The 17585-nt window shown below is 74.3% G+C and carries 17 protein-coding genes; 9 read left to right on the top strand and 8 right to left on the bottom strand.

What is annotated here, in order from left to right:
* Positions 1-105 precede the first annotated feature (105 nt).
* The gene (locus BLR33_RS17880; RefSeq protein ID WP_176930297.1) at positions 106-1059 is read left to right on the top strand and encodes a helix-turn-helix domain-containing protein; all 954 of its coding nucleotides are present in this window, start codon (positions 106-108) and stop codon (positions 1057-1059) included.
* A gap of 157 nt (positions 1060-1216) precedes the next feature.
* On the opposite strand, the gene BLR33_RS17885 is transcribed toward BLR33_RS17880, so the two are convergent.
* Both BLR33_RS17885 and BLR33_RS17890 read right to left on the bottom strand, forming a co-directional pair.
* Entirely contained in the window at positions 1217-4567 is a 3351-nt protein-coding gene (locus BLR33_RS17885; RefSeq protein WP_093785576.1) for a S41 family peptidase, read from the bottom strand.
* Positions 4568-4760: 193 nt separating this feature from the next.
* Entirely contained in the window at positions 4761-5138 is a 378-nt protein-coding gene (locus BLR33_RS17890; protein WP_093785478.1) for a hypothetical protein, read from the bottom strand.
* Between the two features lie 208 nt (positions 5139-5346).
* On the opposite strand from BLR33_RS17890, the gene BLR33_RS17895 reads away from it, so the two are divergent.
* Positions 5347-5703 (top strand): histidine triad nucleotide-binding protein, encoded by a 357-nt coding sequence (locus BLR33_RS17895; RefSeq protein ID WP_093785479.1) that lies wholly within the window; start codon positions 5347-5349, stop codon positions 5701-5703.
* Between the two features lie 133 nt (positions 5704-5836).
* Entirely contained in the window at positions 5837-6784 is a 948-nt protein-coding gene (locus tag BLR33_RS17900; RefSeq protein WP_093785480.1) for a ribonuclease Z, read from the top strand.
* Here BLR33_RS17900 and BLR33_RS17905 read toward each other — a convergent pair whose 3' ends face one another.
* Positions 6785-7588 carry an HAD family acid phosphatase gene (locus tag BLR33_RS17905; protein ID WP_093785481.1) on the bottom strand — a complete coding sequence of 268 codons (804 nt, stop codon included), beginning with the start codon at positions 7586-7588 and terminating at the stop codon, positions 6785-6787.
* A gap of 151 nt (positions 7589-7739) precedes the next feature.
* Entirely contained in the window at positions 7740-9071 is a 1332-nt protein-coding gene (locus tag BLR33_RS17910; protein WP_093785482.1) for a family 4 glycosyl hydrolase, read from the bottom strand.
* Between the two features lie 120 nt (positions 9072-9191).
* On the opposite strand from BLR33_RS17910, the gene BLR33_RS17915 reads away from it, so the two are divergent.
* The 4 genes from BLR33_RS17915 (at position 9192) to BLR33_RS17930 (ending at position 13323) form a co-directional block, all read left to right on the top strand.
* Positions 9192-10301, top strand: coding sequence for a PfkB family carbohydrate kinase (locus tag BLR33_RS17915; protein ID WP_093785483.1), 1110 nt, complete (start codon positions 9192-9194; stop codon positions 10299-10301).
* Positions 10302-10430: 129 nt separating this feature from the next.
* On the top strand, positions 10431-11501 hold the full coding sequence (locus BLR33_RS17920; protein ID WP_093785484.1) for a PhoH family protein: 1071 nt from the start codon (positions 10431-10433) through the stop codon (positions 11499-11501).
* Between the two features lie 13 nt (positions 11502-11514).
* Positions 11515-12009: an rRNA maturation RNase YbeY gene (gene ybeY / locus BLR33_RS17925; protein WP_093785485.1), complete on the top strand. Its 495-nt coding sequence runs from the start codon at positions 11515-11517 to the stop codon at positions 12007-12009.
* Between the two features lie 15 nt (positions 12010-12024).
* Positions 12025-13323: a hemolysin family protein gene (locus BLR33_RS17930; RefSeq protein WP_093785486.1), complete on the top strand. Its 1299-nt coding sequence runs from the start codon at positions 12025-12027 to the stop codon at positions 13321-13323.
* A 65-nt stretch (positions 13324-13388) separates the two neighbouring features.
* Here BLR33_RS17930 and BLR33_RS17935 read toward each other — a convergent pair whose 3' ends face one another.
* The gene (locus BLR33_RS17935) at positions 13389-14291 is read right to left on the bottom strand and encodes a LysR family transcriptional regulator (RefSeq protein WP_093785487.1); all 903 of its coding nucleotides are present in this window, start codon (positions 14289-14291) and stop codon (positions 13389-13391) included.
* 127 nt (positions 14292-14418) lie between these two features.
* Here BLR33_RS17935 and BLR33_RS17940 point away from each other — a divergent pair, with 127 nt between their 5' ends.
* Positions 14419-14775 carry a YybH family protein gene (locus BLR33_RS17940; RefSeq protein ID WP_093785488.1) on the top strand — a complete coding sequence of 119 codons (357 nt, stop codon included), beginning with the start codon at positions 14419-14421 and terminating at the stop codon, positions 14773-14775.
* A gap of 37 nt (positions 14776-14812) precedes the next feature.
* Here BLR33_RS17940 and BLR33_RS17945 read toward each other — a convergent pair whose 3' ends face one another.
* Positions 14813-15007, bottom strand: coding sequence for a hypothetical protein (locus BLR33_RS17945; protein ID WP_093785489.1), 195 nt, complete (start codon positions 15005-15007; stop codon positions 14813-14815).
* A gap of 114 nt (positions 15008-15121) precedes the next feature.
* On the opposite strand from BLR33_RS17945, the gene BLR33_RS17950 reads away from it, so the two are divergent.
* The gene (locus tag BLR33_RS17950; RefSeq protein ID WP_176930298.1) at positions 15122-15502 is read left to right on the top strand and encodes a cytidine/deoxycytidylate deaminase family protein; all 381 of its coding nucleotides are present in this window, start codon (positions 15122-15124) and stop codon (positions 15500-15502) included.
* A gap of 266 nt (positions 15503-15768) precedes the next feature.
* Here BLR33_RS17950 and BLR33_RS17955 read toward each other — a convergent pair whose 3' ends face one another.
* Together BLR33_RS17955 and BLR33_RS17960 are read right to left on the bottom strand one after the other, a co-directional pair.
* Positions 15769-16107 carry a P-II family nitrogen regulator gene (locus BLR33_RS17955; protein WP_093785491.1) on the bottom strand — a complete coding sequence of 113 codons (339 nt, stop codon included), beginning with the start codon at positions 16105-16107 and terminating at the stop codon, positions 15769-15771.
* Positions 16104-17438: an ammonium transporter gene (locus tag BLR33_RS17960; RefSeq protein WP_407639694.1), complete on the bottom strand. Its 1335-nt coding sequence runs from the start codon at positions 17436-17438 to the stop codon at positions 16104-16106. Before BLR33_RS17960 ends, BLR33_RS17955 begins: the two co-directional genes overlap by 4 nt.
* Between the last annotated feature and the right edge of the window lie 147 nt (positions 17439-17585).

Below are 17585 nucleotides of genomic sequence, written 5' to 3' on the forward strand. Positions count from 1 at the left end.
CCAAGATCGCTGTGTTTCCGGTCACGCTCGCATGCGTGCGAGTGGCGCAGGAAGGGAAGATGGGGCCCAGTTTCCGGCAGTGGCGTGAATACGGCGGTGGTACGCGTGCTGGCAGCAGTGGGTCTGACAGGCGAACAGCAGGCGGTCTACCTGGCGTTGCTCGACGGCGGCCCGGCCACCGCCGCGCAGGTGCGCGAGCGGGTGGCGGGCGCGCGGGTGGCCCCCGCGCTGTCCGCGCTGGAGACCAAGGGGCTGATCTCGCGGCTGGCCGGCCGCCCGGTGCGCTACCAGCCGGCCCGCCCCGACATGGCGATGGAGGTCCTGGTCCGCGCCCAGGAGCAGGAGTTGCAGCGGGTGCGGGCGGCCGCCGCCGGGCTGATGGAGCGCTTCCGGGCCGGGCAGGGCACGATCAGCCCCACCGAGATCGTCGAGGTGGTCACCACCCGCGAGGCCACCCTGCAGCGCTGGGCCCAGCTCCAGCGCAGCGCCCGCACCGAGGTGCGCGCCTTCGACCGCCCGCCCTACGTCGAGGCGTCCGGCACCAATCCGATCGAGTACGAGCTGCTGCCCGCCGGCATCCGCTACCGCACCGTCTACGACCGCTCCGGGCTGGAGCTGCCCGGCCGCCTGGAGGCGATCCGGCACCTGGTGGACCGCGGGGAGCAGGCGCGGGTCGCGGTCGGGGTGCCGGTGAAGATGTTCCTCGCCGACAACACCCTCGGGCTGATCTCGCTGGACCGCCCGGCCAGCAGCGACAGCGCCCTGGTGATCCACCCCTCCTCGCTGCTGGACACGCTGATCGCGCTGTTCGAGGCGGTGTGGGTGGACGCGGTGCCGATGCGCTTCGACGCGGCCGGCGCCGCCGACGGGCCGCGCCGGGAGGAGTACCGCACCCTGCTCGGCCTGCTCGCGGCCGGCCTCACCGACCAGGCGATAGCCCGCCAGATGGGCTGGCACCCGCGCACCGCCCAGCGCCACGTGCGCGAACTGCTCGCCGAACTCGGCGCCCGGACCCGCTTCCAGGCCGGCCTGCAGGCGGGCCGCCGCGGCTGGCTGTAGGGCCGCGGCCGGCACCCCGGGGGCAATCGAAGGAGATGCGAGGGGTGCGAGCGGCCACCGGCCAGGGCCCGTTGGCCGCCCTCCGGCGTCAACGACCGGGTGCGGCGGGCCCGTCGGCCCGGCCCGCCGCACCCCTCGTCTCACTCCCGCCCGCGGGTCACTCCAGCTCGGGCAGCGGCGGGGCCGACAGCGCGGGGCTGGACTCCAGGGCGGCCAGGGCCAGTTCGACCGCCCGGTCCAGCTGCGGGTCGCGCCCCGCCGCCCAGTCCTGTGGGGTCATGGGGACCTCGACATCGGGGTCCACCCCGTGGTTCTCCACCGACCAGCCGAAGCCCTCCAGCCACATCGCGTACTTCGGCTGGGTGACCGCGGTGCCGTCCACCAGCCGGTAGCGGCTGTCGATGCCGATCACGCCGCCCCAGGTGCGGGTGCCGACGACCGGGCCGATGCCCAGGGTGCGGATCGCCGCGTTGACGATGTCGCCGTCCGAACCGGAGAACTCGTTGGCCACCGCCACCACCGGGCCGCGCGGGGCGTCCTGCGGGTAGCTGAACGGGTGGCCGTAGCGCGGCACGTCCCAGCCGATGATGCGCCGGGCCAGCTTCTCCACCACCAGCTGCGAGGTGTGGCCGCCGCGGTTCTCCCGCACGTCCACCACCAGGCCCTCGCGGGCCACCTCCAGCCGCAGGTCCCGGTGGAACTCCGCCCAGCCGTTGCCCACCATGTCGGGCACGTGCAGGTATCCCAGCCGGCCGCCGGAGGCCCGGTGCACGTACGCGCGCCGGCCGGCCACCCAGTCGTGGTAGCGCAGTGCCTCCTCGTCGGCCAGCGGCACCGCCACCACGTGCCGCTCGGGCCCGCCCGCGGCAGGGGCGACGGTCAGCTCCACCGGCTTGCCCGCGGTGCCCACCAGCAGCGGCGCGGGGCCCGCGACCGGGTCGACCGGGACACCGTCCACAGCGAGCAGCACGTCCCCGGCCCGCACCGCGACACCGGGCGCGGCCAGCGGCGAGCGCGCGTGCGGGTCGGAGGACTCCCCGGGCAGCACCCGGTCGATCCGCCATGTGCCCTCGTCCGTACGGGAGATGTCCGCGCCGAGCAGGCCCTGGCGGTGCAGCGGGTCGCGGTAGCCGCCGGGCGCGGTGACGTAGGCGTGCGAGGTGCGCAGCTCGCCGTGCAGCTCCCACAGCACGTCGACCAGGTCGTCGTGGGTGGCGATCCGCTCCAGCAGCGGGCGGTAGCGCGCCCCGGCCGCCTCCCAGTCGATGCCGTTCATGTCGGCCCGCCAGAAGTTGTCCCGCATCAGGCGGTGCGTCTCGTCGTACATCTGCCGCCACTCGGCGGCCGGGCGGACGGTCACGCGGACCCGGGACAGGTCCACGGTGACGGTGCTGTCGGAGTCGTCGTCGGCCTTGGCGTCGGCGGGGGCGACCTTCAGCCGCGACCCGGCGGTGATGAGGACCTTGGAGCCGTCGCCGGTGACCGCGAAGTCGTCGGCGTCCTCGGCGAGGGTCTCCAGCCGCAACTGCTTGAGGTCGTAGCGCTCCAGCACGGTGTCCGGCGGCTGTGCCTCGGGGGTGGCGAGGCTCGTGCCCAGGGTGCCGACCAGCGGGTGGCGCAGCCACAGCACGCCGTTCTTGGCGGCCCGCAAGCCCGAGTAGCGGCCGGCCTCCACGGGGAAGGCGACGATCCTGTCGGCCAGCCCCTCGGCGTCCACCGTCGTGGGGCGGGGCCGCTCGCGCTTGCCGGTGCCGCCCTCCTCGGCGGCCGTGGCGCCCTCGCCGTCCCCGGTGCTCCCCGCGGTCTCCGGCGCGTCGGCGCCGGTCGCGGAGCTGTCGCCGTCCTCGCCCCCGGGGCCCTTGCCGTCGCTGTCGCCGTCCTCCTCCGCGTCGCCCTCGCCGTAGGGCCGCCCGTGCCGCTGCGGGCCGAAGGGCGAGGGCGTGGTGGCGGCGAGCGTGATCAGGTACGGGCGGCAGGCGTTGGGGAAGGACAGGTCGAAGACGTGGGCGTCGTAGACCGGGTCGAAGTCGCGCTCGGAGAGGAACGCCAGGTGCTTGCCGTCGGCGGTGAAGGCCGGGTCGAAGTCGTTGAACCGCAGCGGGGTGGCCTCCACCAGGGTCAGGTCCGCGGTGTTGACCAGCCGGATGTGCCGCAGCGAGCCGGGGCCGGGGTGCGACCAGGCGAGCCACGCGGAGTCCGGCGAGAAGGTCAGGCCGGTGACCTCGTCGCTGCTCACCCCGCCCGGCGCCGCGGACTCATCGGCCAGCGGCACCTCGCGGACCTCGCCGGTCTGGGTCTCCACCAGCAGCAGCCGCCCGTCGTGGGAAGCGACCGCGATGCGGTGGCCGTCGGGCGAGACCTCCAGGTCGAGCACCCGGCCGAGCCGGCCGGCGGCGAGCCGGCGCGGGGCGGCGCCCGCGGGCAGCCCGGTGGCCGGCGCGGTCTCCAGGGCGTCGTCGCCGTCCGCGTCGGTCACCCACACCACGTGCTGGTCCTGGCCTTGCGAGAACACCCGCGGGTGCCGGGTGCGCACGCCGGGCTCGGCGGAAAGCGCGCGGGCCGGGCCGCCGCGGTGGGTGACCCAGTGCGTGGTGCCGCGGATCTCCACGGCGCTGCCGCGCCCGGTGTGGTCGGGGCGGGCGTCGCCGAGGTGGGCCGAGGCCCGTACCGGGTGCGGCTGCAGGTCGGCGCGCTGCCCGCCGAGCACGACCTCGACCGGGCGCGGCTCGGTGCCCTCGGCGAGGTCGTCCAGCAGGTGGATGCGGCCGCCGGCGGTGTAGGCGACACGGGTGCCGTCGGTGCCGGCCTGCCGCGCGTAGAAGCCGTCCGTGCCGGCGAGCGGGGTGTGCCGGCGCAGGTCGCCGCCGTCCGGCCGGCTGGAGTAGAGGGCGCCGGTGCCCTCGTGGTCGGAGAGGAAGGCGATGCGGTCGCCGACCCACATCGGGCACTCGATGTTGCCGGCGATGTCCGCGTGCAGCCGGACGAACTCCCCGCTGCCGTCCGCGTCCAGCCACAGCTTGCCCGCGGTGCCGCCGCGGTAGCCCTTCCAGTACGCGGCCTCGCGCCCCATCGTCACCGACTGCAGCAGTACCGCGCCGCCGGGGCCGTAGGCGACGTCGCCGACCGGCCCCCAGGGCAGCTTCCGCGACGGGCCGCCGTCCAGCGGCAGCCGGTGCGCCCAGGTGCGGCGCAGCGAGACCTCGCCCGCGGTGGTGACCGCGACCGGCTCGCCCTCGGGCGTCCAGGTGCGCACCGCGGTCAGGGCGCTGCCCCAGTACGTCAGCCGCTGCGAGGGGCCGCCGTCCAGCGGGGCCACGTGCACCTCGGGGGCGCCGTCGCGGGCCGAGGTCCAGGCCACCAGGGTGCCGTCGGGGGAGATCCGCGGCCGCCGCACCGGCATGTTGTCGGCGCTGACCCGCCAGGCCCGCCCGCCGTCCAGTGGCGCGACCCACACGTCGTCCTCGGCGGTGAACGCCAGCAGGTCGCCGTGCGGGTGCGGGCTGCGCAGGTACGACGGCGGGGCCTGGCGGCTGCCGCGCGGCCCGGACGGGCCCGCGTGCTGCCCCTGCCGGTCCTGTGCCGACCGGTGCGGCTGTGCGTCCTGCGACGGCTGCGTCCCTTGCGACGAGGGAGCCGGTTGCGAAGTGCCCGCGGAGCGCGGGGTGGTGGAGGGCTGCGTCACGCTGCCCACCTAATCACGATCACCTGCTCGCCGGGACCCGGCCGCCGCAGTTGCCGAGCCCGCGGACGTCGAAGACGGTGCGACCGCCGACGACCGCGGTCAGATGGCCGGTGAGGCACTTCAGGTCGTACTGCCGGGTGACGTGGCCCTTGACGGTGATCTTCCGGTCGTCCCGGGTGCGGCCCAGGCAGTGCACCTCGGGGTCCGAGGGGTCGTCCGAGGCGCCGCAGGAGAGCCAGTCCACCGCGACCCGGTCGTCGGCCAGCGCGCGCGTCGTCAACTGGTGCGTGGTCACGGAGACGTTGGCGCTGTTGAGCGCGTCCGTGGGCTCGCACGCCGCCAGCGCGGCCACCAGCAGGGCGGCGCCCGCCGCCCATGTGATCCCGAGATGTCCCATCCTCCCACCGTGCACCCGGGGTTGGCCGCCGTACATCACCCACACGGCTGGACCCGCGGCCCGCTCCGCCCGCCGGTCCCGCTTCCGGGGGACGCCGCGGCCGATAGCATGCGGGTGCCGGCGGGGCGCGGTGCCCGGCGCGGCGGCACCCCGGACGGGATCGACGGACGGGATCGCGGACGAGGAAGACGAGGGAAGGAGCCGGGTCGTGGCGGGAGAAGCGCAGCCGGACTGCCTGTTCTGCAAGATCGCGGCCGGGGAGATCCCGGCGACGGTCGTGCGCGAGACCGACACCACCCTGGCGTTCCGCGACATCAACCCGCAGGCCCCCACCCACGTGCTGGTGATCCCGCGGGTGCACTACCCCAACGCCGCCGAGCTCGCCGCGGGCGACCCCGGCGCAGCCGCCGACGTGCTGCGCGAGGCCGGCGAGGTGGCCGCGCGGGAGAAGGTGGACGGCTCCGGCTACCGGATCGTCTTCAACACCGGCTCCGGCGCGGGCCAGACGGTCTTCCACGCGCACGCCCACGTGCTCGGCGGCCGCGACCTGCAGCGCCTGGTCTGACACCTGGCACCGGCCGGCCGCCCGCCTGGTCGTCCGGCCGTCGGCGCGGTCCCGTCCGGTCCGTCCGGCCCGCCCGTCCGGCCCCCGTCCGGTCCGCCCGATCGCCCGCCAACGACCGCAGGAGCGCCGTCCCTTGTCCCCGCGCGAGTTCGTCGTGCTCGGCACCGCGAGCCAGGTGCCCACCCGTGAGCGCAACCACAACGGCTACGTGCTGCGCTGGGACGGCGAGGGCATCCTCTTCGACCCCGGCGAGGGCAGCCAGCGGCAGATGCTGCACGCGGGGGTGTCCGCGCACGACCTGACCCGGATCTGCGTCACGCACTTCCACGGCGACCACAGCCTGGGCCTGGCCGGCATCGTGCAGCGGATCAACCTGGACCGGGTGCCGCACCCGGTCACCGCCCACTACCCGGCGGGCGGGCAGGTCTACTTCGACCGGCTGCGGCACGCCACCGCCTTCCACGAGACGGCCGACCTGCGCCCCGCCCCGGTGTCCGGCGACGGCACCCTCGCGGTCACCCCCGCCTTCACCCTGAGCGCGGCCGCCCTCTCGCACCCGGTGGAGACCTACGGCTACCGGCTCCAGGAGCCCGACGGGCGGCGGATGGTGCCCGAACTCCTGGCCGCCGCAGGCATCGAGGGCCCCGATGTAGGCCGGCTGCAGCAGCAGGGCGAACTGCGGGGCGTACGGCTCGAAGAGGTCAGCGCACCGCGCCCCGGGCAGGCGTTCGCCTTCGTGATGGACACCCGCCTGTGCCCCGCCGTGCCCCGGCTCGCCCAGGGCTGCGACCTGCTGGTGATCGAGTCCACCTTCCTCGACGAAGACGCCGCCCTCGCCGAGGACTTCGGGCACCTGACGGCAGGCCAGGCGGCCCGGATCGCCGCCGAGGCCGGGGTGCGGCACCTGGTGCTCACCCACTTCTCGCAGCGCTACACCGAGCCCGCGGACTTCGAACGGCAGGCCCGCGCCGCCGGGTTCACCGGCGGGCTGACGATCGCACGCGACCTCATGCGCGTCCCCGTCCCCAAGCGCCGCCCCGCGGCCGCTTCTTCGCGGCCGCAGGACGGGCCGGGCGCCTGATCAGGGCAGGTAGTACATCGGGTTGGGCAGCTTGAAGGACTTGTCCGCGTACCCGCCGGACAGGTCGCTGTACTGGTCGCCGAAGTTGCCGACGATGTCGTAGCCCAGCGACTCGATGTGCGCGCGGGTCCCGGACTTGTACTGGATCGTCGTGCACGTCGCGCCGCACGCCAGGTACGACGGCGGGGTCGCGGTGTTCTTCAGGTACAGGTGGGCGGTGTCGGCGGCCGGGGTGAAGCCGGAGGCGGCCAGGTTGCGCACGGTGTCGGCGCGCTGCGACTCGGGCCGGCCGGTGATCCAGAAGACCGTGATGCCCTGCTTGGCGGCCCAGTCGGTGAGCGTGTCCATCCCGAACACCGCGGGCATGTTCTTGGTGTCCAGGTACGCCTGGTTGCTCGCCGGGGTGTAGTTGAAGCCCACCTCCAGCTCGTAGTTGTAGGTGAGCAGCGAGGTGTCGTCCACGTCGAGCACGATCGCGGGCTTCTTGCCGTGCTTGCCGGACTTGCCGGCGTGCGCCAGGTAGGACTTCGCCTGCGCCTCGATCCCGGCGACCTGCCTGGCGTAGTTGCTCGTCGCCGAGGCCTGGTGCTCGCCCGCGGAGTCGACGGTGTCGCCGTAGTACGCCTTGATCTCGTTCACCACGTTGGTGAGGTTGGGGATCTGCTTGTCGCTGCGCGGGGCGGACTGGTCGGCGGTGGCGGCGCCGACGCCGTAGAGCGTCAGACCCAGGGCCGCGGCCGCCGCGGTGGCGGTCAGGACCTTGGTACGGCTGGACGCGCGGGCGGTGAGCCGGTTTCGGGGCATGGCGGTGCTCCTTGAGGTGCTGGTTGGTGCGGCGAAACCTAGACCCAGCGATCCGGGCAGGTCAAGGGATGTCTACGCGCGTGGTCGGCACGGCCGGTTTCGCTCGCGTTAACCCCCTGTTCAGAAGCAGTTGGGGCGGCGTGACGACCGGTCAGCGGCTGAAGCCGGCCGCGTCCAGCACCCGGCCGGCCGCCGCGGCGGAATCCACCAGCGGGTGCCGCACCAGCGCCCGCAGCGCCGCCGCCCGCGACCCCGTCTCCGCCGCCTCGATCGCCGCCCGCTCCACCGACTTCAGCGCCAGCATCAGCCCGCCCTGGTGCTCGTCCGGCGCCGACACCGGCAGCGGCCGCGCCCCGAACGCCCCCACCTCGCACGGCACTTCGACCACCGCCTGTGGGTCCAGCAGCGAAACGGCCCCGCCGCCCGGCACGTTGAGCACCAGGACGGCCGGCTCGTCGCGGGCCACCGCCCGCATCAGCGCCAGCGCCACCCGGTCGTAGCCGCCGCCGTCCAGATCGTGCGGGTCGCGCTCCCAACCGCCGGTCGCCGCGCGGTTCTCCGCCATGTAGGTCTGCTCGCGCTCCAGCCTGGCTCGCTGCCACAGCCCGTACGCCACCGCGCCGTCCGCGCCGTCCGCCGCCGCGAAGAACGCCGACTGCCGCTCGTGCAGGAACTCCCCGCGGGTGGCGGCCGATCGGCGCACCGCGGCCAGCGCCTCACGGCGGAAGTAGTAGTAGTGCAGGTACTCGTTGGGCAGCGAGCCCAGCGCCGAGAGCCACTCGGCGCCGAAGAGCCGGCCCTCCTCGAAGGTCGCGAGCGCGGCGGGGTCCGCGAGCAGGCCTGGCAGCAGGTCCCGCCCGCCGGCGGTCAGCGACCGCAGCCAGCCCAGGTGGTTCAGGCCCACGTAGTCGAAGCCGAAGCCGGGGGCGTCCGGGTCGGCGCCCGCCGCCCGCGCGGCCCGCCGCACCAGCCCCACCGGCGAGTCGCAGATACCGATCACCCGCGGGCCCAGCACCCGCGCCATCGCCTCGGTCACCATCCCCGCGGGATTGGTGAAGTTGATCACCCACGCGTCCGGGGCCAGCGCCTTCACCCGGCGGGCGATCCCCATCGCCACCGGCACCGTGCGCAGCCCGTACAGCACCCCGCCCGCGCCCACGGTCTCCTGCCCGAGCAGCCCCTCGCCCAACGGCACCCGCTCGTCGCGCACCCGCCCCTCGGTCCCGCCCACCCGGATCGCCGAGAACACGAAGTCCGCCCCGCGCAGCGCCTCGTCCAGCGACGCGGTCACCCGTACCGCGGGTGCCCGGTGCCCCTCCCGCCGGGCCACCGCCTGCTGCGCGCCCACCACCGACGCGATCACCCGCAACCGCTGCGCCGAGGTGTCGTGGAGCACGACCTCGTCCACGAGCGGGTCGCCCACCAGCGCCCCGTACACCAGAGGCACCCGGAACCCCCCGCCCCCGAGAATCGCCAACCGCATGCGGCTTCCTTCCGTGCTGCCGGGTTCTGCCGGGTCTCACCGGTCCGGGAACCGACAGTACGGGGCCGGACGGACGGTATCCGGCCAATATCCGGCCACGCCCTGTGCAACAGTGGCTCAATGGAGGACCAGGCTGTCATCGACCCGCTGAAGGGGCTGCGCGCACCCGGGGACCCCGCGACCGATGTCTACCTCAAGGGCACCGTGTTCCTGGACATCATCTTCACCGGCCTCGACTCCGCCCCCGTGCGCGGCACCGAGTCGTGGGCCCGCGGAATGGGCTCCAGCCCCGGCGGGATCGCCAACATGGCCACCGCCCTGGCCCGCCTCGGCCTGCGCACCACTCTCGCCGCCGCCTTCGGCGACGACATGTACGGCGACTACTGCTGGGACAGCCTGCAGAACGGCGAGGGCATCGACCTCGGCCCCTCCCGCCGCATCCCCGGCTGGCACTCCCCGGTGACCGTCTCCATGGCGTACGAGGGCGAGCGCACCATGGTCAGCCACGGGCACCAGGCACCGCCGCCGGAGGGCGCCGTGCCGGCCTGCCCGCCGCCCGCGCGGGCCGCGGTCGCCTCCCTCGGCCGCGGCCCGGCCGAACGCGGCGAGCACGCCTGGATCGCCGAGGCCGCGGCCGCCGGCACCCAGGTCTTCGCCGACGTCGGGTGGGACGAGACCGGGCGCTGGGACATGGCCGACCTCGACGGCCTTCAGCACTGCGCCGCCTTCCTGCCCAACGCGCAGGAGGCCGTCCGCTACACCCGGGCGGCCGGGCCCCGCGAGGCCGCCCGCCGGCTGGCCGAACTCGTCCCGCTCGCCGTCGTCACCCTCGGTGAGGAGGGCGCCTTCGCGGTCGACTCCGGCACCGGCGAGACCGCCGAGGTGCCCGCCCTCGCGGTCGAGGCGCTGGACCCCACGGGCGCGGGCGACGTCTTCGTCGCCGGATTCGTGACCGGCACCCTCGCCCGGTGGCCGCTGGCCGACCGGCTCGCCTTCGCGGGCCTGTGCGCGGCCCTGTCGGTCCAGGAGTTCGGCGGCTCCCTGTCCGCGCCCGGCTGGATCGAGATCGCCGGCTGGTGGGAGCAGGTGAAGGCGTACGCGGGGGAGTCGCCCGGCGACCTGGAGCCGCTGCGCCGCTACGGCTTCCTGGAGGCGCTGCTCCCCACCGCCACCCGCCCCTGGCCGCTGCGCCGGGCCGTCCCCACCATCGGCTTCCGCCCGGCCCGCTGACCCCCGCGTCCCGCGGGCGGAGCAAATCCTCTCGGCCACGGCCGGGCCGCGTCGTAGGCTTGGAGCACCAAGGCCCACCGGGCCCGTCGAGCAGCAGAAAGCGGGATGAGCAGGCCCTAGCGCCGGCCCATGACTCAGACACCGACCCAGCAGCAGTCGCAGCCGCCACAGGCGCGCGCGCACGTTGTCGTACCGGCCAAGCACCCCATGGTGACCGTCCTGGGTTCGCGGGACGCCCTGCTCCGCGTGATCGAGAACGCGTTCCCGACCGTCGACATCCATGTGCGGGGCAACGAGATCAGCGCGGTCGGGGACGCCGCGGAGGTCGCTCTGGTGCAGCGCCTCTTCGACGAGATGATGCTGGTGCTGCGCACCGGGCAGCCCATGACCGAGGACGCCGTCGAGCGCTCCATCGCGATGCTGCGCTCCAACGGCGCGGGCACCGGCGAGGACGCCGAGACCCCCGCCCAGGTGCTCACCCAGAACATCCTGTCCAACCGCGGCCGCACCATCCGCCCCAAGACGCTGAACCAGAAGCGCTACGTCGACGCGATCGACAAGCACACCATCGTCTTCGGCATCGGCCCGGCCGGCACCGGCAAGACCTACCTGGCGATGGCCAAGGCCGTGCAGGCCCTGCAGTCCAAGCAGGTCAACCGGATCATCCTGACCCGCCCCGCGGTCGAGGCCGGCGAACGCCTCGGCTTCCTGCCGGGCACCCTGTACGAGAAGATCGACCCGTACCTGCGGCCGCTCTACGACGCCCTGCACGACATGATCGACCCCGACTCGATCCCGCGCCTGATGGCCGCCGGCACCATCGAGGTCGCCCCCCTCGCATACATGCGCGGCCGCACCCTCAATGACGCGTTCATCATCCTCGACGAGGCGCAGAACACCAGCGCCGAGCAGATGAAGATGTTCCTCACCCGGCTCGGGTTCGACTCCAAGATCGTCATCACCGGCGACATCACGCAGATCGACCTGCCGGGCGGCACCAAGAGCGGGCTGCGGCAGGTGCAGGACATCCTCATGGACGTGGACGACGTGCACTTCTCCCGGCTCACCAGCACCGACGTGGTGCGCCATAAGCTGGTGGGGCGCATCGTGGACGCCTACGAGCGCTACGACAGCGCCCAGGACGCCCGGGACGAGACCCCGGGCGGCCGCGGCTCCACCGGCCGGCCGAAGAGAAAGTAACCACCTCACCACAATGGCGATCGACGTCAACAACGAGTCCGGCTGGGAGTTCGACGAGCAGGCGGTGCTCGACGCCGCCCGCTACGCCCTCCACCGCATGCGCATCCACCCGCTCTCCGAGCTGTCGGTGATCGCGGTGGACGCCGCCGCGATGGAGCAGCTCCACCTGCAGTGGATGGACCTGCCGGGCCCCACGGATGTCATGTCCTTCCCGATGGACGAGCTGCGGCCGAGCAAGGAGGACGAGGAGCCGGCCCAGGGCCTGCTCGGCGACATCGTGCTCTGCCCCGAGGTGGCCCGCAAGCAGGGCGAGGAGGCGCCGACCAAGCACTCCATGGACGAGGAGCTGCAGCTGCTCACCGTCCACGGCGTCCTGCACCTGCTGGGGTACGACCACGAGGAAGCCGACGAGAAGGCCGAGATGTTCGGCCTGCAGAAGGCGATTCTGGACGGCTGGCGGGCCGAGCACGGCATCGAGGGCCCCTCGCCGGCGCCCACCACCCGCTGACGGCGCGGCAAGGCGATGATCGTCTCCGCCGTACTCCTGGTCGTCGTGGCCTGGCTGGCCGCCTGCGCCGAGGCGGGCCTGGCCCGCATCTCCCGGTTCCGGGCCGAGGAGGCGCAGCGCTCGGGCCGGCGCGGCGCCGCGAAGTTGATGGCCGTGGCGTCCGACCCGACGCGCTATCTGAACGTGGCCCTGCTGGTGCGGGTGGGCTGCGAGACGGCCGCGGCCGTGCTCATCACGGTGGTGGCCGACCGGCACTTCGACAGCACATGGCAGGTGCTGTGCGTGGCCATCGGCGTGATGGTGCTCGTCTCGTACGTCGCCGTCGGCGTCTCGCCGCGCACCATCGGCCGCCAGCACCCGGTGAACACCGCCACCGCGGCGGCGTATGTGCTGCTGCCGCTGGCCCGCTTCCTCGGGCCGGTGCCCGGGCTGCTGATCCTGCTGGGCAACGCGCTCACCCCGGGCAAGGGCTTCAAGCGCGGCCCGTTCGCCAGTGAGGCCGAGCTGCGGGCGGCGGTCGACCTCGCCGAGTCGGAGTCGCTGATCGAGGACGAGGAGCGCCGGATGGTGCACTCGGTCTTCGAGCTGGGTGACACGATCGTGCGCGAGGTGATGGTGCCGCGCACCGAGCTGGTGATGATCGAGCGGTTCAAGACGGTGCGGCAGGCGATGACGCTCGCGCTGCGCAGCGGCTTCTCACGCATCCCGGTGACCGGGGAGAGCGAGGACGACGTGGTCGGCTTCGTCTACCTCAAGGACCTGGCCCGCCGGGTGCACGTCAACCGGGACGCCGAGTCCGACCCGATCTCCTCGCTGATCCGCCCGGCCTACTTCGTGCCCGACACCAAGAACGCGGGCGATCTGCTGCGGGAGATGCAGCAGCAGCGCAACCACGTCGCGGTGGTGGTGGACGAGTACGGGGGGACAGCGGGGATCGTCACCATCGAGGACATCCTGGAGGAGATCGTCGGCGAGATCACCGACGAGTACGACCGGGAGACCCCGCCGGTGGAGGAGCTGGGCGAGGGCCGCTACCGGGTGACCGCGCGGCTGGACATCGGCGACCTCGGGGAGTTGTACGGGGTGCCGCTGGACGACGACGACGTGGAGACCGTGGGCGGTCTCCTCGCGAAGTCCCTGGGCCGGGTGCCGATCCCGGGCGCGGTCGCGGTGGTCCCCCTGCCCGAGGACGGGACGGGCGGCGTGAGCGCGCTGCGGCTCACCGCGGAGACCCAGGCGGGCCGCCGCAACCGCATCGGCACGGTCCTGGTCGAACCGATCGGCCCGAGCGGGGAGGACTCCGCCCCCGAGTGACCTCGCCCTGGAGCGCGCGGGGCACGTGATGATGCCTCAAGTGTGCTGGTAGGGCCCCTGCGTTCTCACCCGCGCCCCTTGTGCGCGAGGAACCGTCGCGCGTGGGCGGTGAAGGCGGTCGCCGCCGGGGTGGGGGGCGGGCTGGGGCGCCAGGCGAGGGCGAGGGTGGAGCGCAGGGGCGGGCGGGTGAGCGGGAGGGCCCGCAGGGCGGGGCGGGAAGCGGCGAGGCCCGCGGGGAGCAGGGCGACACCGAGGCCCCGTTCGGCCAGGTCGGCGAGGACTTCGGGGTTGCCCGCCTCGAAGGCGATCCGGGGGGTGAAGCCCGCGGCGGCGCATCCTGCGTCGAGAGCCGCCCGCATCCCCGTGCCACGTGGCAGCGCGATCAGCGGGCGGCCGCGGAGTGCGGCGAGCGGCACCGACCGCTTGCCGCCGGCGGCGAGCGGGTCGTCTGCCGTGACGGCGGCCACGAGCGCGGTGTCGACGACCGTCTGTGCGGCGATGCCTTCGGGCGGGTCGCCCGCGAGCCCGGCGAACGCCAGGTCGTAGCGGCCGTCGAGCAGCCCCGCCAGCAGCCGGTCCGAGGTGTCCTCGGCGAGCGTGACGTCCACCCCGGGATGCGCGGCCCTGAACTCGCCGAGCAGCCGCGGCACTTCGAGATCGGTGCCGAGCGAAGTGACGGTGCCGATCGCGACGTGCCCCCGCAGCAGCCCGGTGAGCTCCTGGACGGCGAGGCGGGCCCCGTCGACGGCGGCCAGCGCGGCCCGGGCGTAGGGGAGCACAGCCTGCCCGGCGGCGGTGAGCCGCACCCTGCGCCCTGACCGATCGAAGAGCGGCTGGCCCAGCTCCTTCTCCAACTGCTTGATCTGCGCGCTCACCCCGGGCTGGGCGACGTGCAGGCGGTCGGCGGCCCGGGTGAAGCCGCCTTCGTCGGCGACGGCGACCAGGTAGGCGAGCTGGCGCAGTTCCATAACCCATCATGCTAGCTCGCAGCAGATCCAGCTCTTGGACGTATGGACGCTGCGGCGCCACCCTGGAGATGGCGAAGGAAACAGACGCCACCCGAGCAGGGGAAGACCAGCAGAAAGGGGCACCGTCATGACCGCCACCACCCGTGAGCGCGCCGCCCACCCCGAGGACCTGGCCCGCCTCCTCGTGGAGCGCGTCAACGCCCGCGACCTCGACGGCATCCTCGAACTCTTCGAGCCCGACGCGGTCGTGGCCTACCCGATCGACCGCCCCTCGCAGGGCACGGCAGCGCTGCGCGAGCTGTACGCGAAACTGCTCGCGGCCGAGCCGGTCTTCGAGGTCGAGGAGCCGCTGCCGACGCTGATCAGCGGGGACCTCGCGCTGACCTCCACCCGGCCCAAGGACGGCACAGGCGGCCGGGTCCAGGTGGCCCGCCGCCAAAGTGATGGGACGTGGCTGCGGGTCCTGGACCGCCCGGAGTCCTGAGCCGGCCGCGGCGGGCCGGCGACCTGCCGCCGGCCCGTCAGAAGCTGAACTGGCCGAGCATGCCGAGCAGGTTGGCGCTGGCGGAGTGGATGGACGTGGCCAGGCTCGTGTCGGCCAGGTAGAAGCCGAAAGCACCGCAGGCGAGGGCGTGGGTGGCTTTCAGCTCGGCCTTGCGGCTGAGGAAGAAGGTGGCAGCCGCGAGCGCGATGACCAGGGGCATGTGCAGAAGCATGGCAAATCACCTCGAATGCGGACACTGCTCGCTCCAGCGTAGGCGGATCTCGCGCCCCGCGCATGTCCGGTGACGAAGGGTGATCGGGCTCCCGGCGGCCGCGGCGGGCGGCCTATGATCGCGCGTATGAACGACGCGCAGCCCGGCACCGACACCCCGCAGGACCCCGAGGACCGCAAGCTCCTCACCCTCGCCAGGTCCGCCCGGGCCCGCAACGGCGTGGCCGAGGGCGCCGCCGTGCGCGACGAGACGGGCCGCACCTATGTCGCCGGCTCCGTCGGCCTGCCCTCGCTGCGGCTGACCGCCCTGCAGACCGCGGTGGCCATGGCCGTGGCCAGCGGCGCCCGCTCGCTGGAGGCGGCCGCCGTGGTGACGACGGCGGACGCGCCCGCCGACGAGGACCGCGCCGCCGTCCGCGACCTCGGCGGCCCCTCGACGACGCTTCTGCTCGCGGGGCCCGACGGCACGGTGCGGCTCGCCACCACCGTGGGCTGACCGGCCCCCGCCGCGAGGGCGGCCATCCGAAACCGTGGGCTGCCGCGGCTCCGGCCGGCCCGGCTTCCGCCGCGCCTCGGCGGCCCGAAAACGCAAGCCGGCGTAGGCCACCGCGGGAGTACGCGTGTCGGGCCGGCGGCCGCCCACCGGCTCCCGGGCGGCCGCACAACGGCTCCCGTGGCGTCTCGGCTGCCCGGAACCGCGTGCCCGCACCGGGCCGCCGCGCGCACGCGCGTCGGCCCGGCCGCCCGGCCGGAGCGGGTCGGTCAGAGCGCGTCGGGCCCGCGTTCGCCGGTGCGGACCCTTACCGCGGTGTCCACCGGCACCGCCCACACCTTGCCGTCGCCGATCCGGCCGGTCCTGGCCGCGTCCACCAGCGCGTCGATCACCGCGTCGGCCTCGGCGTCCGCCACCAGCACCTCGATGCGCGCCTTGGGCACCAGGTCCACCCGGTACTCCGCGCCGCGGTACACCTCGGTGTGGCCGCGCTGGCGGCCGTAGCCGCTGGCCTCGGTGACGGTCAGGCCCTGCACGCCCAGCTCCTGCAGGGCCTGCTTCACGTCGTCCAGCTTGAACGGCTTGATGACCGCGGTGACCAGCTTCATGCGGTGGGGCTCCTGTCCGTGGCGGGCGGGGCGGGGTGGTGCGCGGCCGCCGGGCGCAGCAGGCCGGGCGCGGTGCCGTGCGTGAGTACGCCGTGATCGTAGGCGGTCTCGGCGTGCACGGTCAGGTCCAGCCCGGTGCGCTCCTCCTCCTCGCTCGCCCGGAACCCCATCAGCCGGTCCAGCGCCTTGCCGATCCCGTACGTCACGGCGAAGGCGTAGGCGCCCACCGCCACCACCGCGACGGCCTGGCGGCCCAACTGGCCGAGCCCGCCGCCGTAGAGGAGTCCCCGCGGGCCGCCGGTCATCGAGGAGGTGGCGAGCAGGCCGATCAGCAGGGTGCCGACGACGCCGCCCACCAGGTGCACGCCCACCACGTCCAGCGAGTCGTCCACGCCCCACCGGAACTTCCAGCTCACCGCGTACGAGCAGAGCACGCCCGCGGCCAGGCCCACCGCGGCCGCGCCCAGCAGGCCGACGCTGCCGCAGGCCGGGGTGATGGCGACGAGTCCGGCCACCGAGCCGGAGGCGGCGCCCAGCGTGGTGGCGTGGCCGTCGCGGCGCTTCTCCACCGCGAGCCAGCCGAGCAGGCCCGCGCAGCCGGCGGCCTGGGTGTTGAGGAACGCGGAGGCGGCCAGGCCGTCGGCGCCGAGTGCGGAGCCGGCGTTGAAGCCGAACCAGCCGAACCACAGCAGGCCCGCGCCCAGCAGCACCAGCGGCAGGTTGTGCGGGCGCATCGCCTCCTTGCGGAAGCCGAGCCGCGGCCCGAGCACCATCGCCAGGGCCAGCCCGGAGGCGCCGGAGCAGATCTCGACCACGGTCCCGCCGGCGAAGTCCAGCGCGTGCAGGCGGGCGACCACCCAGCCGCCGGTGCCGAACACCCAGTGCGCCACGGGGACGTATACGACCAGCGTCCACACCACGACGAAGGCCACCCAGGCGCCGAACCGTGCCCGGTCCGCCACGGCGCCGCTGATCAGGGCCGCGGTGATGATCGCGAAGGTCAGCTCGAAGGTGGCGAAGAGCACGGTGGGCACGTGGCCGGTGACGCTCGTGGGGCCGATCCCGCGCATGCCCAGGTGGCTGAGGTTGCCGATCAGGCCGAGGCCGCCGGCGTCGGGGCCGAACGCGAGGGTGTAGCCGGCGACGAGCCACACCAGCGTGACCAGCGCGATCGACACGAAGCTCATCATGAACATGTTGAGCACGCTCTTGCTGCGGACCATCCCGCCGTAGAAGAGCGCGAGCCCCGGGGTCATCAGCAGCACCAGGGCGGTGGCGGTCAGCAGCCACGCGGTGTCGCCGGCGTCGAGGGCGGAGCGGCCGGCGGACAGCAGCAGCACGGGGGAGTCCCTTCGATCGGCACGGGTCGGTACGGGGCGGCGCAGGCCAGCACGGGTCGGCGCAGATCGGCGCAGGTCAGCACGGGTCAGCGCAGGTCGGTACGGGGCGGCACGGACCGGGCCCGGGTCGGCACGGGT

The organism is Actinacidiphila guanduensis, from assembly GCF_900103985.1.
Classification (GTDB): domain Bacteria; phylum Actinomycetota; class Actinomycetes; order Streptomycetales; family Streptomycetaceae; genus Actinacidiphila; species Actinacidiphila guanduensis.

Excerpts from the sequence above, each read along its gene's own strand:
- BLR33_RS17940 (WP_093785488.1), top strand. The coding sequence starts at position 14,419 with ATGACCGCCACCACCCGTGAGCGCGCCGCCCACCCCGAGGACCTGGCC.
- BLR33_RS17955 (WP_093785491.1), bottom strand. The coding sequence starts at position 16,107 with ATGAAGCTGGTCACCGCGGTCATCAAGCCGTTCAAGCTGGACGACGTG.
- BLR33_RS17945 (WP_093785489.1), bottom strand. The coding sequence starts at position 15,007 with ATGCTTCTGCACATGCCCCTGGTCATCGCGCTCGCGGCTGCCACCTTC.
- ybeY (WP_093785485.1), top strand. The coding sequence starts at position 11,515 with ATGGCGATCGACGTCAACAACGAGTCCGGCTGGGAGTTCGACGAGCAG.
- BLR33_RS17950 (WP_176930298.1), top strand. The coding sequence starts at position 15,122 with ATGATCGCGCGTATGAACGACGCGCAGCCCGGCACCGACACCCCGCAG.
- BLR33_RS17930 (WP_093785486.1), top strand. The coding sequence starts at position 12,025 with ATGATCGTCTCCGCCGTACTCCTGGTCGTCGTGGCCTGGCTGGCCGCC.
- BLR33_RS17915 (WP_093785483.1), top strand. The coding sequence starts at position 9,192 with ATGGAGGACCAGGCTGTCATCGACCCGCTGAAGGGGCTGCGCGCACCC.
- BLR33_RS17890 (WP_093785478.1), bottom strand. The coding sequence starts at position 5,138 with ATGGGACATCTCGGGATCACATGGGCGGCGGGCGCCGCCCTGCTGGTG.
- BLR33_RS17920 (WP_093785484.1), top strand. The coding sequence starts at position 10,431 with ATGACTCAGACACCGACCCAGCAGCAGTCGCAGCCGCCACAGGCGCGC.
- BLR33_RS17935 (WP_093785487.1), bottom strand. The coding sequence starts at position 14,291 with ATGGAACTGCGCCAGCTCGCCTACCTGGTCGCCGTCGCCGACGAAGGC.
- BLR33_RS17905 (WP_093785481.1), bottom strand. The coding sequence starts at position 7,588 with ATGCCCCGAAACCGGCTCACCGCCCGCGCGTCCAGCCGTACCAAGGTC.
- BLR33_RS17910 (WP_093785482.1), bottom strand. The coding sequence starts at position 9,071 with ATGCGGTTGGCGATTCTCGGGGGCGGGGGGTTCCGGGTGCCTCTGGTG.